A 21,005-nucleotide genomic window follows, 5' to 3' on the forward strand; every position below is an offset into this window, starting at 1 on the left:
GATGCTCGACGAATACGAAATCCCTGGAACTCTTTCGGAAGACATCGGAAGAAGCTCGAGCCGAAGAACAGCCCGCGACGGGTCGTCCCAGTCGATCGCCTCTGCGGTGTCCGGCACCACCTCGCGATGGGCGGCGGCCGGCATGGCCGGCGGCACCCGGCCGAGCCGGTCCGCCAGAGCCTGCCGCTGCTACGCCAGCAGTTCCAGCGCCGGCCGGACCCTCGCGGAGGGCGGCAGACCGACGGCACCCAGAAGAGTCCGGGCCGTGCCGGCCCAGGTCTTGCGCGCCGCCAGCCGCGCCCGCGTCTCGGCAGCACGACGGAAGGCGGCGTCCCGGTCGAACAGTACCGCCACGATGACTCTCGCCCACCGGTCGACCAGATCGCCACTACCGCACCTGCCGGCGCAATTGGTCGCCCGACGTGGTGCTGATCGCTGAGCCCGCTCATGGCATGCACTCCTCCGGTCATTGATCTCGTCCACGCCGCACGGAACGATCACCCTGGTCCCACCGAGGCACGTTTCTCGCGATTGGGACGATTCTTCCTCCCCATCGGTACGGCCTGCAATCACGAACGGTCGTAGTTCGACCTGCGCAAGATCGCGAACAGCCTGCGGAAACGGCCCGGCGGCCCGAGTGTCGTAGCTGGACCGGTCGCCCGGCGAATCGGCAAGCGCTGCCGCGTGCGGAGCTGTACGGTCGTTCGATGCCTGAGTTGATCGCACCGGACGCGAGGCTGCACGTGGCCTGGCTGCAGGCTCATACGGAGTGGGGGCCGGGACCGCACGAGGACGGTTTCGGGTTGCGGGCGTCCGACGACGTGCACACGGCGGAAGGCTTCAGGAACTGGGTCACCCGGCTCGCCGAGCACCCATCGGCCGCGACGCACCGGTGCACCTATCGGTGGATCTTCGAGGACGGCCGGGTGCTCGGGGGGATCGCTCTGCGGCACGGCGACGACGACTACGTGCGGTGGGCCGGGCACGTCGGTTACGGGATCAGGCCGTCCGCGCGCGGGCGGGGACTGGGTGCCTGGGCGCTGGGCGAGGTCCTCGGCCAGGCGCGGCGGCAGGGTCTGCGGCGGGTGCTGGCCGTCTGCGCGGTCGACAACGTCGCCTCGGTGAAGACCATCGAACGGTGCGGCGGCGTGTTCGAGGGCGTCCGGGGCGATCTGCGCCGCTACTGGTTCGAGCTGTCGGCCGCCGCGCGGACGTAACACGGATTTGATCCGCGCACGGTGGCGTGGCCGGTGGAACGGGGTAGGTAAGAATGCTGTCGGCCATCCGTACAGGAAAGAGGATCCACGCGTGACGGACGAACCGCTTTACGCCCAGCTGGGCTACACCGACGCCGAGTGGGGGCTGCTCGCCGGCCTGCCGCAGTCGGTGCTCACCGCGGCCAGCGCCGCCACCCCGGACAGCGCGCGCAAGACCAGGCAGGAGAGCGCTGCCGGGCTGGACCGGATCTCGGACGCGCGGGCGTCGGCGAGCCGGCTGGTGTCCGCGATCGCTTCGGCCGCGGTGGCCGAGGCCGGTGACCCGGAGATCGGCGAGGATCCGCCGGTCATCGAGCCGAGCGACCCGATGGGGTACGCGAGTGACGTGCTCGGGCGGGCCGGTGAGGCGGCGACGCTGCTGGCGGCGAAGGCTTCGCTCGCCGACGCCGAGACGTACCGGCACTGGCTGCTGGAGATCGCCGACGCGGTCGTGGGAGCGGCCTCCACCGGTGGTCTGCTGGGCCTCGGCGCGGAGACGGTGACCGAGAGCGAGCGTTCCTTCCGCGACGACCTCGCCCAGGCCCTCACCGTCTGACCAGTTCTGCGTGGTGGTTTCGGGTGCGCTGCGCACCCGAAATCACCACGCACGATCAACCGCTCACGTGACCCGGCCACGCAGCGGGAACGTCGCCGATACTGGGTGCGTGGTCGACGAGTACGCGATGGGGCGCCCGGCAGCGGGGCTGCGGCACTGCGTCGTGGGCTACTCCGGATATCGCCAGCGAGGGCTGGCGCCGGCGCGACACCGGGGGCTGCCGTCGCCGTACCTCACGTTGATCTTCACGTTGGACGATCCGCTGGTGGTCGCCGCGCATCCGGACCCGCGGCAGGCTCCGGGAAGATACGCCGCGCTGGCCGGTGGACTGCATCTGCGGCCGGCGCTGATCACCCACCGGGGCAGCCAGTCCGGGGTGCAGGTGGCGGTGCATCCGGTCGGCTGCCGGGACCTGCTCGGGCTGCCCGCCGGCGAGCTGGCGAACCTGGACGTGCCGGCGGCGGCCGTGCTCGGTGACCGGTTCGTGGACGAGGTCCGGGAGCGGCTGTGCGCGGCGCCGGACTGGCCGGCCCGCTTCGCGGTCCTCGACACCATGCTGGGCGGGCTGCTGCGTGACGGTCACCCTTCCACCCAGGTGCGGTACGCCTTCAGCCGGCTCGTGCGTGGCGGCGTGACGATCGCCGATCTCGCCGACGAGGTCGGCTGGAGCGGACGGCACCTGACCGACCGGTTCCGTGCCGAGCTGGGGTTGCGCCCGAAGGAGGCGGCCCGGGTCGCGCGGTTCGACCGGGCCCGGCGGGCGGTGCGGCCGGACGTCCGGCTCGCGGACGTGGCCGCCGCGCACGGATATGCCGACCAGTCGCACCTGGTCCGCGACTTTCAGGCGTTCGCGGGCTGCTCACCGAGTCGATGGCTGGCCGACGAGTTCGGTTTTGTCCAAGCCCTGGCCGGCGGGGGCGCCCAGGATGGGTGGCATGACTGATGCGAGGACTCCACCGCCGCAGGTGTGGCCGACGCTGGCGGCGAACGACGCCCGCGGGCTGATCCGGTTCCTGGTCGACGCGTTCGGCTTCGTCGAGACCGCGGTGCACGGCGAAGGTGACCGGGTCGAGCACTGCGAGCTGAGCTGGCCGGCGGGTGGCGGGATCATGCTCGGCTCGGTGCACGACGACCCGGAGCGGGCGTGGCGGCTGCGGCCGGGGACGTTCGGGGCGTACGTGGTCACCGACGAGCCGGACGCGCTCTACGAACGTGCGGTCAAGGCCGGTGCGACGGTTGTCAAGGAGCCCGTCGACACCGCTTACGGGTCGCGTGACTTCATCGTCAAGGATCCCGAGGGCAACCTGTGGTCGTTCGGGACCTACCGGGGTGAACCGCGCCCGGGCTCATGAGCGGGGGCCGGGGACGGCCCGGTGTGCCGCCCGGGGCGGTCCGGGCCGGAGCGTGGGACTCTGCTGGGTCGTACCCCCACGCCGGTTATTCGCGGCCGCCGAGAAGGCCCCGTTCGAAGGCCGTGGCCACCGCGGAGGCCCGGTCGCGGACGCCGAGCTTGGCGTACGCGTGCAGCAGGTGCGTCTTGACCGTCGCCTCGCTGATGAACAGGCGGCCCGCCGTCTCCCGGTTGGTGCAACCCTGCGAGATCAGCGTCAGCACCTCCAGCTCGCGCTGACTCAGCGGCTCCTTCGCCGGGGAGCGCAGCTCACCCATCAGCCGGCCGGCGACCGCCGGGGACAACACCGACTCGCCCCGGTGCGCGGCCTCCACGGCCCGGAACAGGTCCTCGCGCGGGGTGTCCTTGAGCAGGTAGCCGGTGGCCCCCGCCTTGATCGCCGGAAGCACGTCGCTGTCGGTGTCGTAGGTGGTCAGCACCAGTACCCGGGCGCGGGAGCCGCGGGCCTTCAACTCGCGGATCGTGGTGACCCCGTCCATCACCGGCATCCGCAGGTCCATCAGCACCACGTCCGGCGTGACGGCTTCGGCGACGGCGAGCGCCTCCCGGCCGTCGCCGGCCTCCCCCGCCACCGTGAACCGGTCGTCGCCGGCGAACATGCCGCGCAGGCCGTCCCGGACCACCGGGTGGTCGTCGACGATGACCAGTCTGATCACGCCGCACTTCCGACCGCTATCGCCGGCACACACGCCGAGACGGCCGTCCCCGCACCCGGCTCCGACTCCACCTCCAGCGTTCCGGCGATGCGGGACAGGCGCTCCCGCATCGCCCGCAACCCGAAACCGCCGTCCGCGGTGGTCTCCTGCGGCTCGGCCGGGTCGAAACCGGTGCCGTCGTCGCGCACGTCCAACCTCACCACATCCTCCATGTAGGACAACGTCAGGCCGACCCGGCCGGCGGCGGCATGCTTGGCCACGTTCGCCAGGGCCTCCTGAGCGGTGCGCAACAACGTCGCCTCGATCTCCGGGAGCAGCGGCCGCGCCGCGCCGGTGGTGGTCAGGTCGGCGCGGATCCCGTGCAGGTCGGCCCAGCCGCGCACCACCTCGTCCAGCGCCTCGGGCAGCCGTGCCGCCTCCAGATGCTGCGGGCGCAGCGCCTGCACCGACCTGCGCGCCTCGGCGAGACTCTCCCGGGCCAGCCGTTTCGCCGTCGCCAGATGCCGGTCGCGTTCGCCCGGGTGGGCCTCGGCCGCCTCCAGCTGGGTGACGATGCCGGTGAACCCCTGGGCGAGCACGTCGTGGATCTCACCGGCCATCCGCTGCCGCTCGTCGAGGACGCCCGCCTCCCGGGCCTGCGACACCAGTTGGGCGTGCAGACCGGCGTTCTCCTTCATGGCGGTTTCCAGCTTCGCGTTCGCCTCGGCCAGCTCGTCGATCATCCGGGTCCGCCGGAGGGCGTTCTCCTCGCTGCGGTTCTCCACCGACAGCATCACCAGGGCGATCAATGCGTTGCAGGCGAAGATGGCGAGATAGATGAACGACCCGTCCAGCCCCTGGATGTTCTGGAAGCCACCGATGTGCGACACCGCCGAAACGGCGGCCACCGGGACGGCGCCGAGGATCCGCAACCGGCCCGGAGGCAACGTGTAACCGACGAAGAGGTATCCGGTCCAGCTGAAGACGCCGAAGAACGGGCTGCAATAGACCAGACCCGCGCTGAGCAGGATCTGTCCGGTCAGGAACACCATCATCAGCCCACGGCGGTCGTGCCACTGCGGATGCAGGGTGACCCACCAGAACATCCAGCCGGCCACCGCGACGCTCAGCCCGAGGATCAGGGGGATCGGCCGGCCGGGGAGGAGATCGCGGGTGAGCAGCGCCAGGACCGTCGAGCCGACCAGTGTGCCGTTCGTCAGCCAGATCAGCCACCACTCGCGGACCTGCTGCGAGCCTTCCGACTCCTCCGCGTCCAGCATGTCCGTCACCCCATCACTCCCAGCGGAAGAGCTTCACCGCTACCGCGCCGCAGACGGCCAGGTATCCCAGGAGCACGATAACCGGGAGCAGGCCCGGCGACTGTCCGGTGAGCGAGCCGACGATCAGATCCTGACCGGCCGCGATCGGCGTGTAGTCGCCGATCCGCTGCAGCACCTCGGGCATCACCTCGCGGGGCGCCCACAACCCGGCGAGGAACATGAACGGGAAGAACAGCACGGTGCCGATGGCGTTGGCGGTCTTGGCGGACGGCGCGAGCGCGGCGAGCAACAGGCCCAGGGCGAACGCCCCGGCGCAGCTGAGCAGGATCGCGAGCAGGAAGGTGAACGGCGCCTGCGGGAGTGGCACGTCGAACGCGAGGGTGGCCACGGTCAGCACCAGCGCACCGGCGACCAGCACGGTGATCAGGTTCATCGTGAGCTGGGCGCCGAGCAGCACGGTCGGCCGGACCGGGGTGGTGGCGAGCCGCCGCAGGATCCCCCGTTCGCGATAGGTGGCGAGCACCGCGGGCATCCCCTGGAACCCGATGATCGCGATCGTCATCCCGATCACGATGCCGGCGTAGAGGTCGAGGACCCGAAGTCCGCCGGCCTCCGGGATGGTCTCCTGCATCGCGGGCACGTTGCCCAGGATCACGAGGAGCAGCAGCGGGAACAGCAGCGTGAAGAAGACGTACAACGGCTCGCGCAGCGAGATCCGGAACTCGTTCACGGTGAGCTTGACGAAGACGTTCATCGGGGTGACTCCTCGGAGCTCATGGTGCGGCCGGTCAGGTGGACGAAAGCGTCGTCCAGAGTGTTCTGTTCCATCCGCAGCTCGGCGGCGACGATGCCGTTGCGGGCGAGCACCGAGACGACCGCGTGCAGCAGGTTGCCGTCACCGATCACCTCGATCCGGTCACCCTGCCGGCTCACCTCGCGAACCTCGGGCAGGCCGGTGAGCAGGGCGTCGTCCATCGGGGTGGAGGGGCGGAACCGGATCCGCTGCTCGTCGCCGGTCCGCGAGACGAGACCGGCCGGGGTGTCCAGGGCGACGACCTCACCCTTGTCGATCACCGCGATCCGGTCGCAGAGGCGCTCGGCCTCCTCCATGAAATGGGTGACCAGCAGCAGCGTGACGCCGCGGTCGCGGATCGAGGAGATCAGCTCCCAGGTGTCGCGCCGCGCCTGCGGGTCCAGACCGGTGGTGAGCTCGTCGAGGATGGCGATCCGCGGGTTGCCGATCAGCGCCAGCGCGATCGACAGGCGCTGCTTCTGCCCGCCGGAGAGCTTGCCGAACCGGGTGTTCACCTTGGCGTCGAGACCCAGGTCGGCGACCAGCTTCCGCCAGTCGGCCGGGTCCGGGTAGAAGGAGCTGTACAGCTCCAGCGCCTCCCGGACGGTCAGCTTCTCCTGGAGTTCGGCCTCCTGCAGCTGCACCCCGACCGCGGCGCGAAGCGAGCGGTCGCCGGACGGCCGGCCGAGCACCGTGATCGTGCCGGACTCCGGGGTACGCAGACCGGAGATGCACTCGACGGTCGTGGTCTTTCCGGCCCCGTTCGGCCCGAGGATCCCGAAGATCTCACCGGCCTCGACCGCGAACGAGACGTCCCGTACGGCGACGGTGTCGCCGTACCTCTTCGCCAGGTTTCTGACCTCGATGACTGTCATGCACCCAGCGTCGCCCGAGCACCGGGGTGCCCGAATCGAACAGCGAGCGATGACGGCGGTCAACCGATCGGTGGATGACCGCCTGCACCGGGTCCTACGCCGCGGCCTCCGGGCTCGTCTCGGGAGTACGCCGCAGGCCGGTCACGGCCGAGTAGACCGAGCCGATCTGGGCGGCGACACGCTTCCACGAGTACGCCTGGCGGGCCCGATCCAGAGCCGCCGTCGCGTACGTGAAACGGCGCACCTTGTCGTTGACCAGCCGCCGCAGCGCCCCGCCCATCGCCCGCGGGTCACGCCCCGCGACCAGGTCGCCGGTCAGCCCGTCCACCACGGTCTCGGTCAGGGCGCCCTCCGCGGTGCCCACCACGGGCACGCCGCAGGCCATCGCCTCCAGCGCGGACCGCTCCTCCCACGGCGAGGCGACCAGCAGGTCGGCGGAGCGGTACCAGCTGGGCAGGTCCTTGTACGGCACGGCGCCGACCAGCCGCAGCCGGTCGGAGATCCGCAGCTGCTCGGCCATCGCCCGCAGCTTCTTCGCGCCGGGGTCGGCGGGCAGCTGCTCCGGCGACGGCCCGCCCACCACGACCACCTCGGCGCCCGGAACGTATTGCATCGCCTGCAGGACGTCGCCGAAGCCCTTGCGCTCGACCAGCTTGCCGACGGAGAGGATGCGGGGGCGCTCCGGGTCGCGCGGGGCGACCGGGCCCTCCGGGGTGAACCGGATGCTGTCGACACCGGCCGGCACGACCGTGAGACGCGACCGCGGGACGCCGATGCGGACCAGGCCGCTCAGCTCGTCCTGGGTCTGCGCGACGACCCGGTCCACCGCCCGGCCGAGAGCACGCTCGTAACCGGCGCGCGACGGCCCGCCGGTCCGGCCGGGCTCCACCGCGCCGATCTCGTGGAACGACTGCACGACCGGGATGCCGACCTGGCGTGCCGCGGTCACCGCGGCCAGGCCACTGGTCCAGAAGTGGGCGTGCGCCACGTCCGGCGTCCAGCCGCCCCGGGTCCACATCTCGCCGAGCACCCGCGCGAACTCGCCCATGTGCGGCAGCAGCAGGTCGGCCGGGATCGGCTCGGGCGGGCCGGCCGGGACGTGGACGACGTGCACACCGCTCGGGGCGAGCACCACCTCGGCGGTGTCGGTGTCCTCGCGCCGGGTGTAGACACGCACGTCGTTACCGAGGTCCGCCAACGCGTCGGAGAGCTCGGCGACATGAGCGTTCTGCGCGCCAGCGCCGAGCGGGCTGGCGTGCTCGGAGATCATCGCAATTCGCACGGGGTCTCCTCCAGCCGGAATCGGATACGCGGTGCCAGTTGCCCAGGGGCTTCGGGCGTAAACATGGCTGGATCGTTACGGGCGTCGTAAGCAGGGTAATCCCAGGGCCGTGGCGACAGTTGCGCGAATCGTAAAGGCCTCACCGGACCGAGTCTTCGCCGTCCTCGCCGACGGCTGGACCTACAGCGACTGGGTGGTGGGCACCGTGCACGTCCGGGACGTGGACGACAACTGGCCGACGCCCGGCAGCAAACTTCATCACAAGGCCGGGCCGTGGCCCCTTTCCCTGCACGACGCGTCGACGGTGCTCTCCTGCGAGCCGGGCCGGCGGTTGCGGCTGAACGCCGGGCTGTGGCCGCTCGGGGCGGCGCTGGTCGACATCCGGCTGGAACCGGCCGGCGACGGCGCGACCCGGGTGATCATCCATGAGGACTTCGCGGCGGGGCCGTTGCGGTGGGTGCAGAACAAGGTCAACGACCTGATCCTGCACCGCCGGAACGTCGAGACGCTGCGGCGGCTGGCGGACATCGCGGAGCGGGCTCAGGCGCCGAGCAAGCGGCGGTAGTGCCCGGCGTACTCGTCGAGGGCGGTGTCGACGTCGGCGACGGCGGCGGCTTCGAGGCGGCCGAACAGCTCCCGGTACAGCTTGACGACGGCCCTGCCCTGCGACGTGACCGAGGTGCTGAACAGGTCGATGATGACCGCCTGAGTGCCGAGCAGTTCGAACGAGTGCAGTGGCGCGTCCGTGATGAACGTCCGGGACGGGATGATCCGGAATGAGACGTTCGGCAGACGTGACAGCTCCCGCAGCCGCTTGATCTGCCCGAGCATGTCCTCGGGCGACCCGATCCCGGTGCCGAGGACCGATTCGGTGATGACGAAGGAGAACGACTTCCGGGTGGACGCCAGCGACTGCTGCCGTTCGATCCGCTTCGCGACCACAGCCATCACGTCGGAACGCAACCCCCGGGTCTCGTCGTCCGGACGGTGCATGCGGGTCAGCGACAGCAACAGCGCCTCGGCATAGGAGCTGGTCTGCGCGAGGCCGGGAACGATCGCGGGATTGAACACCCAGATCTCTCTGCTCTCGCGTTCCAGAGCGGCGATCTCCACCTGCCGCCGGGGCAGGTCCTGCGGCTCGACCCCCCAGTCCCGCATCTGGTCCCGGTTCTGCCGGGCCAGCGCCGTCAGGTCGGCGATCTCGGCGGGCAGGAGACCCATCGCTTCCGCGAGCGTCTCCACATCGGACGGGTCCGCAGCGGAGGCCCCGGTCTCGAGGCGGGACACCTTGGCCTGGCTCATGCCGGCGCGAGCCGCGAGCTCCGCTCCGGTAAGACCTGAGCGTTTGCGTGCCGCCCGCAGCGCCGCGCCGATGGGCGGCCCGCCGGAGCCGGGCGGGAGGAGGATCTCAGCCACCGCCCGGCCTCCGGTCAGGATGCTTGACGAGCAGCGTCCAGCAGCAGTTCCAGCGGAATCTCGACAAGCGACTCCCCTTCCGGCACATCGACCCCCGCCGCGGAGGGGGAGACGGCGTAGCCCTGGACGACAAGCGACCCGCGGTCGGTCCGGTACACCGTGGGACAGCTGCCGGTGGAACACACCCCCGCGATGACCTGAAGAGACATGTCCGATTTAGGTGGTTTGCTCATGGCATGAGAATATGACATTTTATGCACCCTCATCGGACAAAGTGTCGGTCACTCCAACAGGTGAAGAACGACCGCCATCCCACCATCTTTGATCGAATAGCGCTAGCCACCTAGCAGATCGCATCATATCCACCTGCCAACTAGCTGGTCATCTCGGACGTACCTCCCTTTTGCCATCTGGTGAATATTCATTGATATGCAGTCAGGGATCTCGGATATTCGCTCTAAGGAGTTATGACCTCACTCCCCGCAACAGCCGCCCATCGACTGACCCGGGAGACGACCATGGAACCCGCCGTGCTCGCCCAGCCGCTCTACCTGTTGCTCGCCGGCCTCTGCCTTCTCATGGCGATGCGTGCCCTCAAGGGCATCCTGGCCCCGGCCGGCTTGATCATCAGGGTCGCCGCAGCGCTGGCGGTCTTCGGGCTGGCAGTCAGCGCCGCGCTGGTGCTGACGCTCACGGCGCTGGTCAGCGGGTGATCGCCGTGGAGTCGATCATCGTCGCCGCCGCCGTCGCCGCGCTCGTCGTGTTCGTGGTCCTCACCGAGCTGGCTGCCGCCGCCCTCCCGATCCTCATCGTGATCTATCTCGTGCCGCCGGCTGAACGCGACAGCCTCGCCCAAGTGCTCGCCGCCGCCGACAGCTCGCGGCGGCTCCGGCTCTGGCGCGCCCTGCGCGCCGCCGTCCACGCCCGCCGGCTCAGCGGTAGATCGCCCGGTGCGCCGCCCCGATCACCGCTCGGTACGCCTCACCCGCCACCGCCCGGTCCCGTGCCAGCGCCGCCCGCGCCGCATTGGCCCCCGGCGCCCCGTGCACGCCCCCACCCGGATGCGCCGACGCGCTACCCATGAACAACCGGTCCACCGGCGTGTCCGGCCGCCCCAGGCCGGGGATCGGCCGCAGGAACAGCTGCTGGTAGGCCGCCGACGTCCCGCCGCCCAGCGCACCGCCGACCAGGGACGGGTCCTCCCGCTCCATGTCCGCCGGGGAGAACACGTTCCGCCCGACCACCTCGTTGCGGAACCCGGGCGCCTGCTCCTCGATCACCGACTCCAGCCGTTCCACCTGCATGCTGATCTCGTCGGCCGTCCACGACTTCCGGTGCGGCAGGTGCGTGTACGCCCACAACGACTCGGTCCCCTCCGGCGAGTGCGCCGGGTCCGCGGTCGTCATCTGCCCCAACAGCACGAACGGTTTCGGCGGCAGCTCACCGGCGGCGAGATGCGCGGCGTAATGCGTCAGGCCGTTCAGGTCGGCGCCCAGGTGAACGGTGCCCGCGCCGGCGGCGGCCGGGTTCTTCCACGGCATCTTCGTCCGCACCGCCCAGTCCACCTTCAGCGTCGCACCGTCCCAGCGGAAGTGCTCGAGGTCCTCGACGAAGCGGGACGGCAGCCAGCGCTCACCGACCAGGTCCAGGAAGAGCGCCGGAGCGGTCACGTCGGCGATCACGGCGCGCCGCGCCCGCCAGTCACGGCCGTCGGCGGTCCGGGCGCCCATCGCCCGTCCGCGGGCCACCAGGACGCGGGACACCGGTGCGTCGTACACGATCTCGCCGCCCCGCTCGATGAGCCGCCGCACCAGGGCGTCGGTGATCTGCTGGGCGCCGCCGACCGGCACCGGCCAGCCGACCTCCTGGCCGAGCATGGTGAGCAGCCAGCCGAACACGCCGCCGCCCGCTTCCTCCGGTGACAGGTCGGTGTGCAGCGCGCACCCGGCCAGGGCGATCTGCGCGCCCTCGCCCTGGAACAGCTCCGAGCCGAGCTCGCGGGCGGAGAGCACCAGCCGCCGGGCCAGCCGCAGCGAACCGCTCACGCGCAGTTTCCGGGCCAGGCCCAGACCGCCGCGCACCGGCGGGAACGGGGTGAACAGCGTGCCCAGCATCTGCGCGGAGACGGCGCGCCAGTCGTCGTACGCATGCTTCCACCGCTCGCCGTCGCCCGGCGCGAACCGCTCCATCGACGCCATCGTGCGTTCCAGATCGAGGTTGATCGTGGCCGCGCGGCCGTCCGGCAGCAGGTGGGTGAGCACGTCCGGGGCGTGCGTCCAGCGCAACCCCTGGTCGTCCAGGCGCAGCGCGCGCATCACCGGCGACGCGTAGCCCAGCGGATAGAACGAGCTGAACAGGTCGGAGAGATATCCCGGCGCGGTCACGAACCCGGAGCGCACCGCGCCGCCGGGCTGCGCCGTCGCCTCCAGGACCCGTACCGACCAGCCGGCGTCGGCCAGCAGATTCGCGGCCACCAGCCCGTTGTGGCCGGCGCCGATCACGATCGCATCCACATTCTCCACGAACAGACGCTACCCACGACGCCGTTGTTTAGGCCCGCCGCGGCCGGGCACCCCTTGGATCAAGCGAAAAGAACGGCGGGGAACAGTGAAGGGAGCACCGCGTGAGCACGGTTACCGAATTCGTTGACGTCGACGTCCCGGTACGCACGGCCTACAACCAGTGGACCCAGTTCGAGGAGTTCCCTCGGTTCATGGAGGGTGTCGAGGAGATCAAGCAGATCGACGACACCCACACCCACTGGAAGACCGCGATCGGTGGCATCCGGCGCGAGTTCGACGCCGAGATCACCGAGCAGCTGCCGGACGAGCGGGTCGCGTGGCACGCGACCGGCGGTGAGAAGCAGGCCGGTGTGGTCACCTTCCACCGCCTCGACGACACCCACACCCGGGTCACCGTCCAGATGGACTTCGACCCGCAGGGCATCGTCGAGACCGCCGGCGACAAGCTCGGCATCATCGACCGCCGGGTGAAGGGCGACCTGGCGCGGTTCAAGGAGTTCATCGAGGGTCGCGGCGGCATCGAGACGGGCGCCTGGCGCGGCCAGGTGGACCGCCCCGGCGCGTGATCCACCAGCTCTCGGAACGGCCGCCTGCGGGCGGCCGTTTCTCGTTGCGGCAACGGGGTACCCGACGACCATGACTGATCGCGATAACGAAGCCGCCTGGCGCGACGAGGAGCGCCTCCCGCTCGACGAGCTCAACAAGGCGATGGCCACCTGGGACACCGACGGCCAGAACGACGCCACGGACAACGACGCCGGCCAGGACGTCGCGACCGATTCGCGTCCGAGCACGACGGGGCACACCGGGCCGCACTGAAAGATCTTCCCGGTTCGGTACGACCCAGTAAGAGTCCCGCCGGTTCGCCGGCCCGCTCGCTGCGACGCGAGCTTGTCGCCCGGCTTCCGGGCTGACCTGCCCACTCGAGCTCCCGCGGCGGCCTGCTGCCACTCAGGCTCCACCGCCCGGCCGCCGGCTCCCGTGCGCCTTCGTGTGGGGATTCAGGGTGCGCTCCGCGCCCCGAATCCCCACACAACACAATCGTTCAGCTGATGCCGGAGTGGACGCGGCGCAGGACGAGCTTGCCCAGGCCCTTCTCGGCGTGGATGAGATAGCGGTCCTCGGCCCGGGCGTACCCGCGCTCCCGCAGCACCGTCCCCGCGGCCGTCCCGTTGTTGGCGGCCCACGGCGTCTTGACCGCTCCCGCGCCCTCCCGGAACCGGACCTTGAACGGCGCGCCCGTGTCCGCCGTGAGCACCGCGGTGCCGATCCCGCCGGTGAACGTCACCGGCACGGTCCCCTCCGGGTCGGACAGCCACACCTCGGCCAGCCCGGACGTGCCCATCTCCACCCGGGTGATCCGGCCGTTCCGCAGGTGCAGTTGCTGCTCCCCCGCACCGGCCGGGAGCCGGATGTCCCACCGGACGTCCCGGTTCAACACGATTCGCACCTCGTCGGGCCCGTCCCGGCCGGTGCCGCGCAGGCGCACCACCACCCGCCCGCCGTTGCGGCTCACCACCGGGGCGACACCCGAGTCCGGCCCGGTGCTGACCCTGTACAGCTGGCCCGGCAGCTTCGCCAGATGAACGCGCACCCTGCTCGCAGCGTCACCCAGAGTGAGCCAAGCACCGGTCCGATCCTGCAGCGGCCCGGCCTGAACCCGATCGGGCGCCGACGGCACGGGGTGCGGCGGCCGCGGTTCGGAACCGGAACAGGCGGTTACAGCAACCATTCCGGCCAGCAGAAACAGGCTGGTGAGCCAGACGCTTGAGTGACGGCGACGCAACGCGGGGGGCACCATCGGTCAACGGAGAATCGGCCGAACGGGTGACGGCGATCGGCACATATCGCGCCACACTGTCCGAGTGCGATCTACCGGTTTCCTTTCCGACCGTCAGCGCCGCTACGCCTGGGTGGGCTTTCTGCTCGCCGCGTTCCAGGCTCCGCTAGCCGCCAGGCTGGTCGACGACGCGTCCTGGTTCTTCGCTGTTGTGGTGGCCCTCCTCGTCGCAACCGTGATCATCGCGGACGACGCGCAACGCCGTCGCCCGGAAACCGTCGACTACGTGGAGTAACCGGGCCTCGCCTCGTGCCCCGCTCGCCCGTGGCTGCGACGGCGTTCCTTCAACTCCGCTTCGTAAAGGTGCCGGCGCCCCTGAGCCAACTGCTCCCGGGCGTCGCGTTCCAGGTTCCGGAACTCGGCGTAATACCCGTCGTCGTACTCCTCGACGATCTGGAACGTCCAGTGCCCCGGGATCACGTTGCGCCCGATCAGCTCACGCTCGATCCGCTCGGCGATCTTGGCGTGCCCGGCCTGCCGCAACAGCGAGACGGCCTCGTCCAGCTGGAAATCGGCGGTTCCGGTCAGCTGGTGCATGGAGTAAAGGTGCCCGCGCACCCGCTCCACCGTCTCCAGGGCCTCGCTGAGCTTGCCCAGCGCTTCTACCGTGACGTCGTCCAGCCCGTCCGGACGGCGGTGCCGCGAATCGGGCCCGTCCTGGAGCCCTTCCGGCTGCTGCCCGGCCCGCCCGCGCGCACCGTCCGGCTGCTGCCCGATTTGTCCGCGCCCACCGTCAGGCTGCTGCCCGGCCTGCCCGTGCCCGCCGTCAGGCTGCTGCCCGGCCTGCCCGTGCCCGCCGTCAGGCTGCTGCCCGGCCTGCCCGTGCCCGCCGTCCGGCCCCGCACCCGCCACCGCTGCCCCCTGCCGCTCCCATTCGCGCCGGCCGTCCCGGCGCCCTTCGCTCTTTCCCCGCCGGAGCGGGTTCAACCGATCTCTCACCAGAACGGGTTCGGCTGATCTGCCACCCGGAGCGGGTTCAACCGACCTGCACCTCGAGGGGAACCGTCGGTCACCCGTGGCTGCCTAACGTTTCTTCTCATGAATGGCCTGTTCAGCAACGCCGCCGCTCGCGCTGCTCAGCGCTCCGCCCACACCTCGCTCGCCGACCTCACCGCCGCTGTCGGGGTCAGTGGTCTCGCCGCCGCCGAGGGCAACCCCGGCCTCATGTCGGTGATCGACCAGCACGCCGCCGGCGTGCGGGACAGCCTCGACGCCGACAACCGGCCGCTGACCGCGATCCTGCTCGCCGCGTACGCGGAGGGCGTCCGCGACGCAGCCTTCCAGCACGGCTGGACCGCCCCCGAGGACGGGATCGACTGGACCCAGAACGACTGGGTCCTGCGCCGCCTCCTCGCCGTCTGCGTACTGGCGCGCACCCTGCCCGCCTCGCGCTGACCAGATCCGCGCCAAGCAGGTCCCGCACCGACCAGATCCGTGCGGACCAACCCTGCGCTGACCCGATCCGCGCTGCCGCCTGACCGTCCCGCTCCCACCTGATCGTCCCGGCCGGTCCTCGGCCGCTCAGCACCCGAAGACCGCCCGCACGGGGCCGGCACCGGACATCCGGAGCCGGCCCCGTTTCACGTCACTGGCCTCGCCGCGCGAGAGCGAGCCCACCACCGGAGCCGGTCCCGGAACGGGCCCACCACCGCAACCGGTCCCGGAACGAGCCCACCACCGCAACCGGCCCGGAGCGAGCCCACCAACCGGAGGCGTCCCCGGGAGCGAACCACAAGTCGATCAGCTCCCACCCGGGCGCTTGCGCTTGTCACCGCCCTGGTCGTCCTCCTCGGCCGCCGCACCGATGATCTGCGTCTCCTCCGGCCCCGGCAGCGGCACCACCTGCGTCCGGTCGCCGTCGTCCGTGGGCTCGATCGCCACGGTGCGTTCCGCCCCCGGGATCCGCACCAGGCTGGACCGCTTCACGTCGGAGCCCGACGTGATCACCCGCGTCTCGTCGTCCTCGCCGGCGCCCATGATGACCGTCGTGTCCGCCTCGACCTCCCGGTCCCGCCGCACCCCGGTGTCCACCGTGTCGTCCTCCGAGCCGGCAGCCGCGCGCCCGCCCTCAGCGGCAACCACCGCGGTGTCGTCACCCGATGCCGACCGCCCGCCCCCGGCAGTCATCACCGCCGTGTCGTCCGTGCCCGGCCGGCCGACGGTCTCGCCCGCGTCCGGCCGGCCGACGATGTGCGCTGTGTCATCCACGCCCGGCCGGCCACTGGTGTCCGCCGTATCGTCGTCCGCCTCGCTCACCGCCGGCTCGTCGTCGCGGTCGAAGCCCGGCACCAGATGCGGCAGGTCGTCCACGGGCACCGCGATCACCTGCGTCTGATCGTCCGCCAGCTCCCGGGCCCGCCGCTCGTCGGCCGCCCGCCGGGCCGCCTGTGCCCACTTCTCCGCCTCGTCCCGGCGCTCGAGCTCGGCCCGGCGCTCCTCCTCGACGCGGCGTTCCTCGGCGACCCGCGCCTCCTCGGCCAGGCGGGCCTCCTCCGCGCGGCGCTTCTCCTCGGCGAGGCGGGCCTCCTCGGCCTGCCGGGCCTCCTGCGCACGACGGGCCTCCTCGGCCTTGCGCCTCTCCTCTTCGAGGCGGGCCTCCTCGGCACGGCGCTTCTCCTCGGCGAGGCGGGCCTCTTCGGCGAGCCGGGCCTCCTCGGCCTTGCGCGCCTCCTCGGCCGCCTTACGGGCCTCCTCCTCGGCGGCCTGCCGGGCGCGCTCGTCCGTGTAGGCCCTGGCCTGCTGCCGGATCGCCGCCGACTCGGTGGCCGCCCGGTCGAGCCAGCCCTCCCAGCGCTGCTGCATCGGCCGGATCAGTCCGCCGCCGACGCCCACCACGATCACGCCGGCCACGGTGGCCAGGATCGCGATGAGGAGCGGACGCGTCACCGAGGTGGCGATCCCCACCTGGTCCAGCGCCGCGATCACGCCCAGCGTCACGATGATCGCGGCGACCGCCTTGGCGAGCACCCGCGCGTAGCCCAGGCCGCCGAGCGCCGTGACGATCAGGTCGTGGGCGGCGCCGGCCACCGCGGCCGCGACCACCACGATGACGATCCCGACGAACACCTGCGGCAGCCACGAGATCAACGAGTTCAGCAGGTCGCTGACCGGGTTGGGCCCCCACAGCCCGAACGCCAGCTGCACCGCGATCAGCAGCACCAGGAAGAACGCCAGCCGCGCGCAGACCTCGGTCGCACTCGGCGTGCCGTCCCGGAAGATCCGTCCGGCCGGGCCACGCGACACCGCCCGGTCGAACCCGACGCGCCGCAGCGCCTTGCGGGTGACCGTGCGCGCCAGCCGGGCCAGCAGGTAACCGACGATCAGGATCGCCAGGAACGCCAGCGCGGACGGCAGGAACAACACCACCGACCGCCACAGGTCGCTCAGTCCACGGCTCAGCCCGTCCTGGGTCATCCGTCCTCCTCGATCCCGGCGCCTCGGCGACGAGTCAGGCGCCGGCGAGAGCCCGGCGGGGCGGGTCCCCACCGGATCACGAGCCTCAGGAGTACCACGCCCCTGCGACAACTTCTCCCGCTGCGGAGGACCCCGGGGGAATCTGGGCGAAATACCCGGTTCCCCAGACCTTCGCCAACCTCTCGCACCGTCAAATATCGGACGGACGGCCGGGGGGACATCGTCCAAACGGACCACTCCGGGATACGCTTTCCGCATGGTCGGCTCGGGAGGGGTCGGATCGGGTGGACTCCGCCCGGCAGCGATCTCGACATTGCCCGTGCAGACGGTCGGGGCAGAACACACCGGCAAGGGCTGCGCGGCGCTGGTGCATGCGTTCGACTGGTCCGGCACGTCACTCGGCCCGATCACGCGCTGGGACCCGGCGGTCCGGGCGGCGGTCGAGCTGATGCTCGGCTCCCCGGTGCCGATGATGCTTACCTATGGCGACGACTTCGTCGTGCTCTACAACGACGCCTACGCGGACGTGCTCCACGCCCTGCACCCGACCGCGCTCGGCCGGCCCGCCGCGGAGGCGTTCGGCGAGGCCTGGCGGCAGCCCGGGATGGGCGACGTGATCTCCCGGGTGCTGCGGACCGGTCACGCGGTGCTCGAGCCGGAGAGCCAGGTGCCGATCACCCCGGGCGGCACCGAGCCGGCCTTCTACACGCAGGGCCACTCCGCGGTGCGCGACTCCCGTGGCGCCATCGCCGGCGTGCTGACCGTGGCCGCCGAGACCACGCAGGTGATACACCGCCTGCAGAGCCTCGGCGAGTTGACCGCACGGCTGGCCGGCGCCCTCACCATCGACGACGTCACGCGCGTCGTCCTGACGTACGCGATGGCCTCCTTCGACCTGGATCACTGCGTGTTCGCCGTGGACGACGGCGTCGCGTACCGCTATGTCCGCCGGATCCGCGGCGAGATGCTGGACGAGGCCGACGAACGTCTTCCGCCGGTGTGGCGGCGCGTCAGCGCCGACCCGGCGGCGCCGCTGGTGGCCGCGGCGGAGACCGGCCATGCGTCGTTCGTCGCCGACGGCGAACCGCTGCGGGCGGTCGCCTCCGACCGGCACGAGCAGCGGATCCGGGCGCTCGCCGCCCTGCCGCTGCGCACCCCATCGGTGCGCGGCGCGCTGACCATGGGCTTCCGCCGGGCGCACGCCTGGCTTCCCGCCGAGCGCGCGCTGCTGAAAGCCACCACCGAGCTGGTCGCGCAGGCCGCCGAGCGGGCCCGGCGGTTCGAGGCGCAGCACGGCACGGCGCAACTGCTGCAGCGCAGCATGCTTCCCGAGCACCTCCCCGAGCTGGACACGTTCCGGATCGCCGCCCGTTACGACGTCGGTGTCGACGGCAACGCGGCCGGCGGCGACTTCTACGACGCGTTCTATCTGCTGGACGGCCGGCTCGCCATGGTGCTGGGCGACGTCGCCGGGCACGACGTGCGGGCGGCCGCCGTGATGGGGCAGGTCCGGGCCGCCCTGCGCGCGCTGGCCCTGACCGACCCGGCCCCGCCGGGCGTGCTGGCCGGGCTGGACCGGCTGGTCGGCTCGCTGGGCGCCGAGTCGCGCAACGAGGAGATCTTCGTAACGGTGGTGTACGCGGTGCTCGATCCCGCGGACGGCACCATCACGATGGCCAGCGCGGGTCACCCGCCACCGGTGCTGCGCCGCGCCGGGCACAACGGCGAGCCGGCCACCGCCGAGCTGATCAAGGTTCCGCCGGGCGCGCCGCTGGGTCTGGGCGGCCGCTGGCAGACCGGCACGCTGCGGCTGGAGCCGGGTGACAGCATCCTGATGTTCAGCGACGGCGTGGTGGAGCGACGCGGCCATCCGCTCAACGACGGGCTGGACGCCCTGGTCGCCGCCGCCGCGGCGTCGAAGAGCGGCGATCCGCGCAACCTCTGCTCGCTGGCCACCGCCGCGGTCGAGGGCACCACCGACGACGACGTCGCGGTGCTCGCCGTGGAACACGCGATGGCGATGAGCCGGTCGGCGACGACCCAGGTGCCGGCCGAGCCGACCGGGCCCAGCCGGGTCCGCCAGTGGATGAGCAGCCGGCTGCGCGAGTGGGCGGTGCCCGAGGCGGTGATCAGCGCGGCGATCCTCTGCACCAGCGAGCTGACCACCAACGCGCTGTTGCACGCCGGCACCCCGGCGCAGGTGCACATCGACCTGAACTCGGAGCGGCTGCTGGTGTCGGTGGCCGACACCGGCACCCGGGGCAGCGTGATCCGCGCACAGACCGACACCCTCGCCAGCCGGGGCCGCGGGCTGGGCCTGATCGAGGAGCTCAGCGACTCGTGGGGCACCGACCCGACGGTGCGCGGGTCGACGGTCTGGTTCGAGATTTTGCTTCCGGGTAATGCGAGGGCATGAGATCCACCTTCCCCGCTCCCCCCTGCTGACCGGCGCCGATGCAACTGTCCGACCTGGTGTTCGCCCTGATCGGGGTGGGCGCCCTGCTCGCCGGAATCCTCCCGCGCCTCGTGGAGCGCCGCCCGCTCTCCATGCCGATCGCCTTCCTGGCACTCGGCCTCCTGGTCTTCGGCCTGCCGCTGGGCCTGCCGGACGCTGACCCCCTCACCCACGCCAAGCTCACCGAGCACCTCACCGAGGTGGGCGTGATCGTCGCGCTGATGGGCGCCGGCCTGAAGATCGACCGCCCGTTCGGTTTCCGGCGGTGGGCCTCGACCGGCCGTCTGCTGATCATCGCGATGCCGGTCACGATCGCCGCGACGGCGTTTCTCGGCTGGTGGTGGGCGGGCCTGGTGCCGGCTTCCGCGCTGCTGCTCGGGGCCGCCATGGCGCCGACCGACCCGGTGCTCGCCTCGGACGTGCAGGTCGGCGAGCCGACCGACGAGGAGGACTCGGAGGACGAGGTACGTTTCGCGCTGACCTCCGAGGCGGGGCTCAACGACGGGCTGGCCTTCCCGTTCGTCTACGCCGCGATCGCGATGGCGGGCCACGGCGCCTGGTTCGGGACCTGGGTCCTGGAGGACGTCCTTTACAAGGGTGTCGTCGGAGTCGTCGGCGGCATCCTGATCGGACGGATGCTGGGCAAGCTGTTCTTCCGGGCGAAGCGGGACGAGTTGCGGCTCGCCCGGCACTCCGAGGGCTTCCTGGCGCTGGCCGCGACCTTCCTGGCGTACGGCGTGGTCGAGGTGGCCGGCGGTTACGGGTTCCTCGCCGTGTTCGTGGCGGCCCGCGCGATCCGCGCCGCCGAGCGGTCCCACGATTACCACCAGGTGCTCCACAACTTCGCCGAGCAGACGGAGCGGCTGCTCACCGTACTCCTGCTGTTGCTTCTCGGTGGTGCCGTGGTCGGTGGCCTGCTGGCGCCGCTCACCTGGCCCGCCGCCCTGGCCGGCCTGTTGCTGATCTTCCTGATCCGTCCGCTGTCCGCGTTCCTGGCGCTGCGCGGGGCTCCGGGCACCACCGCGGAACACTGGGTGATCGCGGTGTTCGGGATCCGTGGGATCGGCTCGTTCTATTACCTTGCGTATGCAACGACGCACGCCGATTTCCCCGGCAAGGAGCTCGTCTGGGCCACCGCGGGATTCGTGGTCATCGTCTCCGTCGTCCTGCACGGAATCGCCGCAACTCCGGTCATGCGTCACCTGGATCACTCGCCCGCTCACAGTACGTAGTGTTTTTCTGCTCTAAACCGGACAATGAACCGTGCGGT

General features: G+C 71.4%; 24 protein-coding genes. 12 read left to right on the forward strand and 12 right to left on the reverse strand.

Going from position 1 to position 21,005, the window contains the following annotated elements; genetic code table 11:
- Positions 1-189: 189 nt before the first annotated feature.
- Entirely contained in the window at positions 190-726 is a 537-nt protein-coding gene (locus tag AC0NH5_RS15705) for a hypothetical protein (RefSeq protein WP_474404173.1), read from the reverse strand.
- Here AC0NH5_RS15705 and AC0NH5_RS15710 point away from each other — a divergent pair.
- From AC0NH5_RS15710 to AC0NH5_RS15725, 4 genes are all read left to right on the forward strand, one after another.
- Entirely contained in the window at positions 708-1,217 is a 510-nt protein-coding gene (locus AC0NH5_RS15710; RefSeq protein WP_474404175.1) for a GNAT family N-acetyltransferase, read from the forward strand. The genes AC0NH5_RS15705 and AC0NH5_RS15710 overlap by 19 nt on opposite strands.
- Positions 1,218-1,308: 91 nt before the next feature.
- Positions 1,309-1,812, forward strand: coding sequence for a hypothetical protein (locus AC0NH5_RS15715; RefSeq protein ID WP_474404176.1), 504 nt, complete (start codon positions 1,309-1,311; stop codon positions 1,810-1,812).
- Positions 1,813-1,921: 109 nt separating this feature from the next.
- Positions 1,922-2,755: a helix-turn-helix domain-containing protein gene (locus AC0NH5_RS15720; RefSeq protein ID WP_474404178.1), complete on the forward strand. Its 834-nt coding sequence runs from the start codon at positions 1,922-1,924 to the stop codon at positions 2,753-2,755.
- Complete coding sequence (locus AC0NH5_RS15725) at positions 2,748-3,164, forward strand: VOC family protein (RefSeq protein ID WP_474404179.1); 417 nt, start codon at positions 2,748-2,750, stop codon at positions 3,162-3,164. The genes AC0NH5_RS15720 and AC0NH5_RS15725 overlap by 8 nt, the downstream gene beginning before the upstream one ends.
- 85 nt (positions 3,165-3,249) lie before the next feature.
- On the opposite strand, the gene AC0NH5_RS15730 is transcribed toward AC0NH5_RS15725, so the two are convergent.
- The 5 genes from AC0NH5_RS15730 to AC0NH5_RS15750 form a co-directional block, all read right to left on the reverse strand.
- Positions 3,250-3,879, reverse strand: coding sequence for a response regulator (locus AC0NH5_RS15730; RefSeq protein ID WP_474404180.1), 630 nt, complete (start codon positions 3,877-3,879; stop codon positions 3,250-3,252).
- Positions 3,876-5,138 (reverse strand): sensor histidine kinase, encoded by a 1,263-nt coding sequence (locus tag AC0NH5_RS15735; protein ID WP_474404442.1) that lies wholly within the window; start codon positions 5,136-5,138, stop codon positions 3,876-3,878. The genes AC0NH5_RS15730 and AC0NH5_RS15735 overlap by 4 nt, the downstream gene beginning before the upstream one ends.
- Before the next feature lie 13 nt (positions 5,139-5,151).
- Positions 5,152-5,892 carry an ABC transporter permease gene (locus tag AC0NH5_RS15740; protein WP_474404182.1) on the reverse strand — a complete coding sequence of 247 codons (741 nt, stop codon included), beginning with the start codon at positions 5,890-5,892 and terminating at the stop codon, positions 5,152-5,154.
- Positions 5,889-6,806: an ABC transporter ATP-binding protein gene (locus tag AC0NH5_RS15745; RefSeq protein WP_474404184.1), complete on the reverse strand. Its 918-nt coding sequence runs from the start codon at positions 6,804-6,806 to the stop codon at positions 5,889-5,891. Before AC0NH5_RS15745 ends, AC0NH5_RS15740 begins: the two co-directional genes overlap by 4 nt.
- Before the next feature lie 94 nt (positions 6,807-6,900).
- Positions 6,901-8,088 carry a glycosyltransferase gene (locus AC0NH5_RS15750; RefSeq protein WP_474404186.1) on the reverse strand — a complete coding sequence of 396 codons (1,188 nt, stop codon included), beginning with the start codon at positions 8,086-8,088 and terminating at the stop codon, positions 6,901-6,903.
- A gap of 109 nt (positions 8,089-8,197) precedes the next feature.
- Between AC0NH5_RS15750 and AC0NH5_RS15755 the strand changes: the two genes are divergently transcribed.
- A complete protein-coding gene (locus tag AC0NH5_RS15755; protein ID WP_474404189.1) occupies positions 8,198-8,653 on the forward strand; it encodes an SRPBCC family protein in 456 nt (151 codons plus the stop codon).
- On the opposite strand, the gene AC0NH5_RS15760 is transcribed toward AC0NH5_RS15755, so the two are convergent.
- On the reverse strand, positions 8,629-9,504 hold the full coding sequence (locus tag AC0NH5_RS15760; RefSeq protein ID WP_474404190.1) for a helix-turn-helix domain-containing protein: 876 nt from the start codon (positions 9,502-9,504) through the stop codon (positions 8,629-8,631). The genes AC0NH5_RS15755 and AC0NH5_RS15760 overlap by 25 nt on opposite strands.
- A 14-nt stretch (positions 9,505-9,518) precedes the next feature.
- The gene (locus tag AC0NH5_RS15765) at positions 9,519-9,737 is read right to left on the reverse strand and encodes a hypothetical protein (protein ID WP_474404192.1); all 219 of its coding nucleotides are present in this window, start codon (positions 9,735-9,737) and stop codon (positions 9,519-9,521) included.
- 234 nt (positions 9,738-9,971) lie between these two features.
- Between AC0NH5_RS15765 and AC0NH5_RS15770 the strand changes: the two genes are divergently transcribed.
- A complete protein-coding gene (locus tag AC0NH5_RS15770; RefSeq protein ID WP_474404194.1) occupies positions 9,972-10,217 on the forward strand; it encodes a hypothetical protein in 246 nt (81 codons plus the stop codon).
- 219 nt (positions 10,218-10,436) lie between these two features.
- On the opposite strand, the gene AC0NH5_RS15775 is transcribed toward AC0NH5_RS15770, so the two are convergent.
- A complete protein-coding gene (locus AC0NH5_RS15775) occupies positions 10,437-12,026 on the reverse strand; it encodes a phytoene desaturase family protein (protein WP_474404196.1) in 1,590 nt (529 codons plus the stop codon).
- 101 nt (positions 12,027-12,127) lie between these two features.
- Here AC0NH5_RS15775 and AC0NH5_RS15780 point away from each other — a divergent pair, with 101 nt between their 5' ends.
- Both AC0NH5_RS15780 and AC0NH5_RS15785 read left to right on the forward strand, forming a co-directional pair.
- Positions 12,128-12,592 carry an SRPBCC family protein gene (locus tag AC0NH5_RS15780; protein ID WP_474404198.1) on the forward strand — a complete coding sequence of 155 codons (465 nt, stop codon included), beginning with the start codon at positions 12,128-12,130 and terminating at the stop codon, positions 12,590-12,592.
- A gap of 70 nt (positions 12,593-12,662) precedes the next feature.
- Positions 12,663-12,845: a hypothetical protein gene (locus AC0NH5_RS15785; RefSeq protein WP_474404200.1), complete on the forward strand. Its 183-nt coding sequence runs from the start codon at positions 12,663-12,665 to the stop codon at positions 12,843-12,845.
- Positions 12,846-13,071: 226 nt separating this feature from the next.
- On the opposite strand, the gene AC0NH5_RS15790 is transcribed toward AC0NH5_RS15785, so the two are convergent.
- Entirely contained in the window at positions 13,072-13,620 is a 549-nt protein-coding gene (locus AC0NH5_RS15790; protein ID WP_474404202.1) for a hypothetical protein, read from the reverse strand.
- Positions 13,621-13,891: 271 nt separating this feature from the next.
- On the opposite strand from AC0NH5_RS15790, the gene AC0NH5_RS15795 reads away from it, so the two are divergent.
- Entirely contained in the window at positions 13,892-14,101 is a 210-nt protein-coding gene (locus AC0NH5_RS15795; protein WP_474404204.1) for a hypothetical protein, read from the forward strand.
- Here AC0NH5_RS15795 and AC0NH5_RS15800 read toward each other — a convergent pair.
- Complete coding sequence (locus AC0NH5_RS15800; protein ID WP_474404444.1) at positions 14,089-14,487, reverse strand: hypothetical protein; 399 nt, start codon at positions 14,485-14,487, stop codon at positions 14,089-14,091. The genes AC0NH5_RS15795 and AC0NH5_RS15800 overlap by 13 nt on opposite strands.
- 417 nt (positions 14,488-14,904) lie before the next feature.
- On the opposite strand from AC0NH5_RS15800, the gene AC0NH5_RS15805 reads away from it, so the two are divergent.
- Complete coding sequence (locus tag AC0NH5_RS15805; protein WP_474404206.1) at positions 14,905-15,261, forward strand: DUF6401 family natural product biosynthesis protein; 357 nt, start codon at positions 14,905-14,907, stop codon at positions 15,259-15,261.
- Between the two features lie 345 nt (positions 15,262-15,606).
- Here the strand turns inward: AC0NH5_RS15805 and AC0NH5_RS15810 are convergent, their stop codons facing one another.
- Positions 15,607-17,280, reverse strand: a complete 1,674-nt coding sequence (locus AC0NH5_RS15810) for a mechanosensitive ion channel family protein (RefSeq protein ID WP_474404208.1) — start codon at positions 17,278-17,280, stop codon at positions 15,607-15,609.
- Positions 17,281-17,536: 256 nt separating this feature from the next.
- Here AC0NH5_RS15810 and AC0NH5_RS15815 point away from each other — a divergent pair, with 256 nt between their 5' ends.
- Positions 17,537-19,696, forward strand: a complete 2,160-nt coding sequence (locus tag AC0NH5_RS15815) for an ATP-binding SpoIIE family protein phosphatase (RefSeq protein ID WP_474404211.1) — start codon at positions 17,537-17,539, stop codon at positions 19,694-19,696.
- A 38-nt stretch (positions 19,697-19,734) separates the two neighbouring features.
- Complete coding sequence (locus tag AC0NH5_RS15820; protein WP_474404213.1) at positions 19,735-20,967, forward strand: cation:proton antiporter; 1,233 nt, start codon at positions 19,735-19,737, stop codon at positions 20,965-20,967.
- Positions 20,968-21,005: the final 38 nt, after the last annotated feature.

Source organism: Actinoplanes sp. 13 (assembly GCF_056134165.1).

Coding starts and splice junctions, on each gene's coding strand:
- AC0NH5_RS15710 (WP_474404175.1), top strand. CDS start 708: ATGCCTGAGTTGATCGCACCGGACGCGAGGCTGCACGTGGCCTGGCTG.
- AC0NH5_RS15725 (WP_474404179.1), top strand. CDS start 2,748: ATGACTGATGCGAGGACTCCACCGCCGCAGGTGTGGCCGACGCTGGCG.
- AC0NH5_RS15735 (WP_474404442.1), bottom strand. CDS start 5,138: ATGCTGGACGCGGAGGAGTCGGAAGGCTCGCAGCAGGTCCGCGAGTGG.
- AC0NH5_RS15740 (WP_474404182.1), bottom strand. CDS start 5,892: ATGAACGTCTTCGTCAAGCTCACCGTGAACGAGTTCCGGATCTCGCTG.
- AC0NH5_RS15745 (WP_474404184.1), bottom strand. CDS start 6,806: ATGACAGTCATCGAGGTCAGAAACCTGGCGAAGAGGTACGGCGACACC.
- AC0NH5_RS15765 (WP_474404192.1), bottom strand. CDS start 9,737: ATGAGCAAACCACCTAAATCGGACATGTCTCTTCAGGTCATCGCGGGG.
- AC0NH5_RS15770 (WP_474404194.1), top strand. CDS start 9,972: ATGACCTCACTCCCCGCAACAGCCGCCCATCGACTGACCCGGGAGACG.
- AC0NH5_RS15785 (WP_474404200.1), top strand. CDS start 12,663: ATGACTGATCGCGATAACGAAGCCGCCTGGCGCGACGAGGAGCGCCTC.
- AC0NH5_RS15805 (WP_474404206.1), top strand. CDS start 14,905: ATGAATGGCCTGTTCAGCAACGCCGCCGCTCGCGCTGCTCAGCGCTCC.
- AC0NH5_RS15810 (WP_474404208.1), bottom strand. CDS start 17,280: ATGACCCAGGACGGGCTGAGCCGTGGACTGAGCGACCTGTGGCGGTCG.
- AC0NH5_RS15815 (WP_474404211.1), top strand. CDS start 17,537: ATGGTCGGCTCGGGAGGGGTCGGATCGGGTGGACTCCGCCCGGCAGCG.
- AC0NH5_RS15820 (WP_474404213.1), top strand. CDS start 19,735: ATGCAACTGTCCGACCTGGTGTTCGCCCTGATCGGGGTGGGCGCCCTG.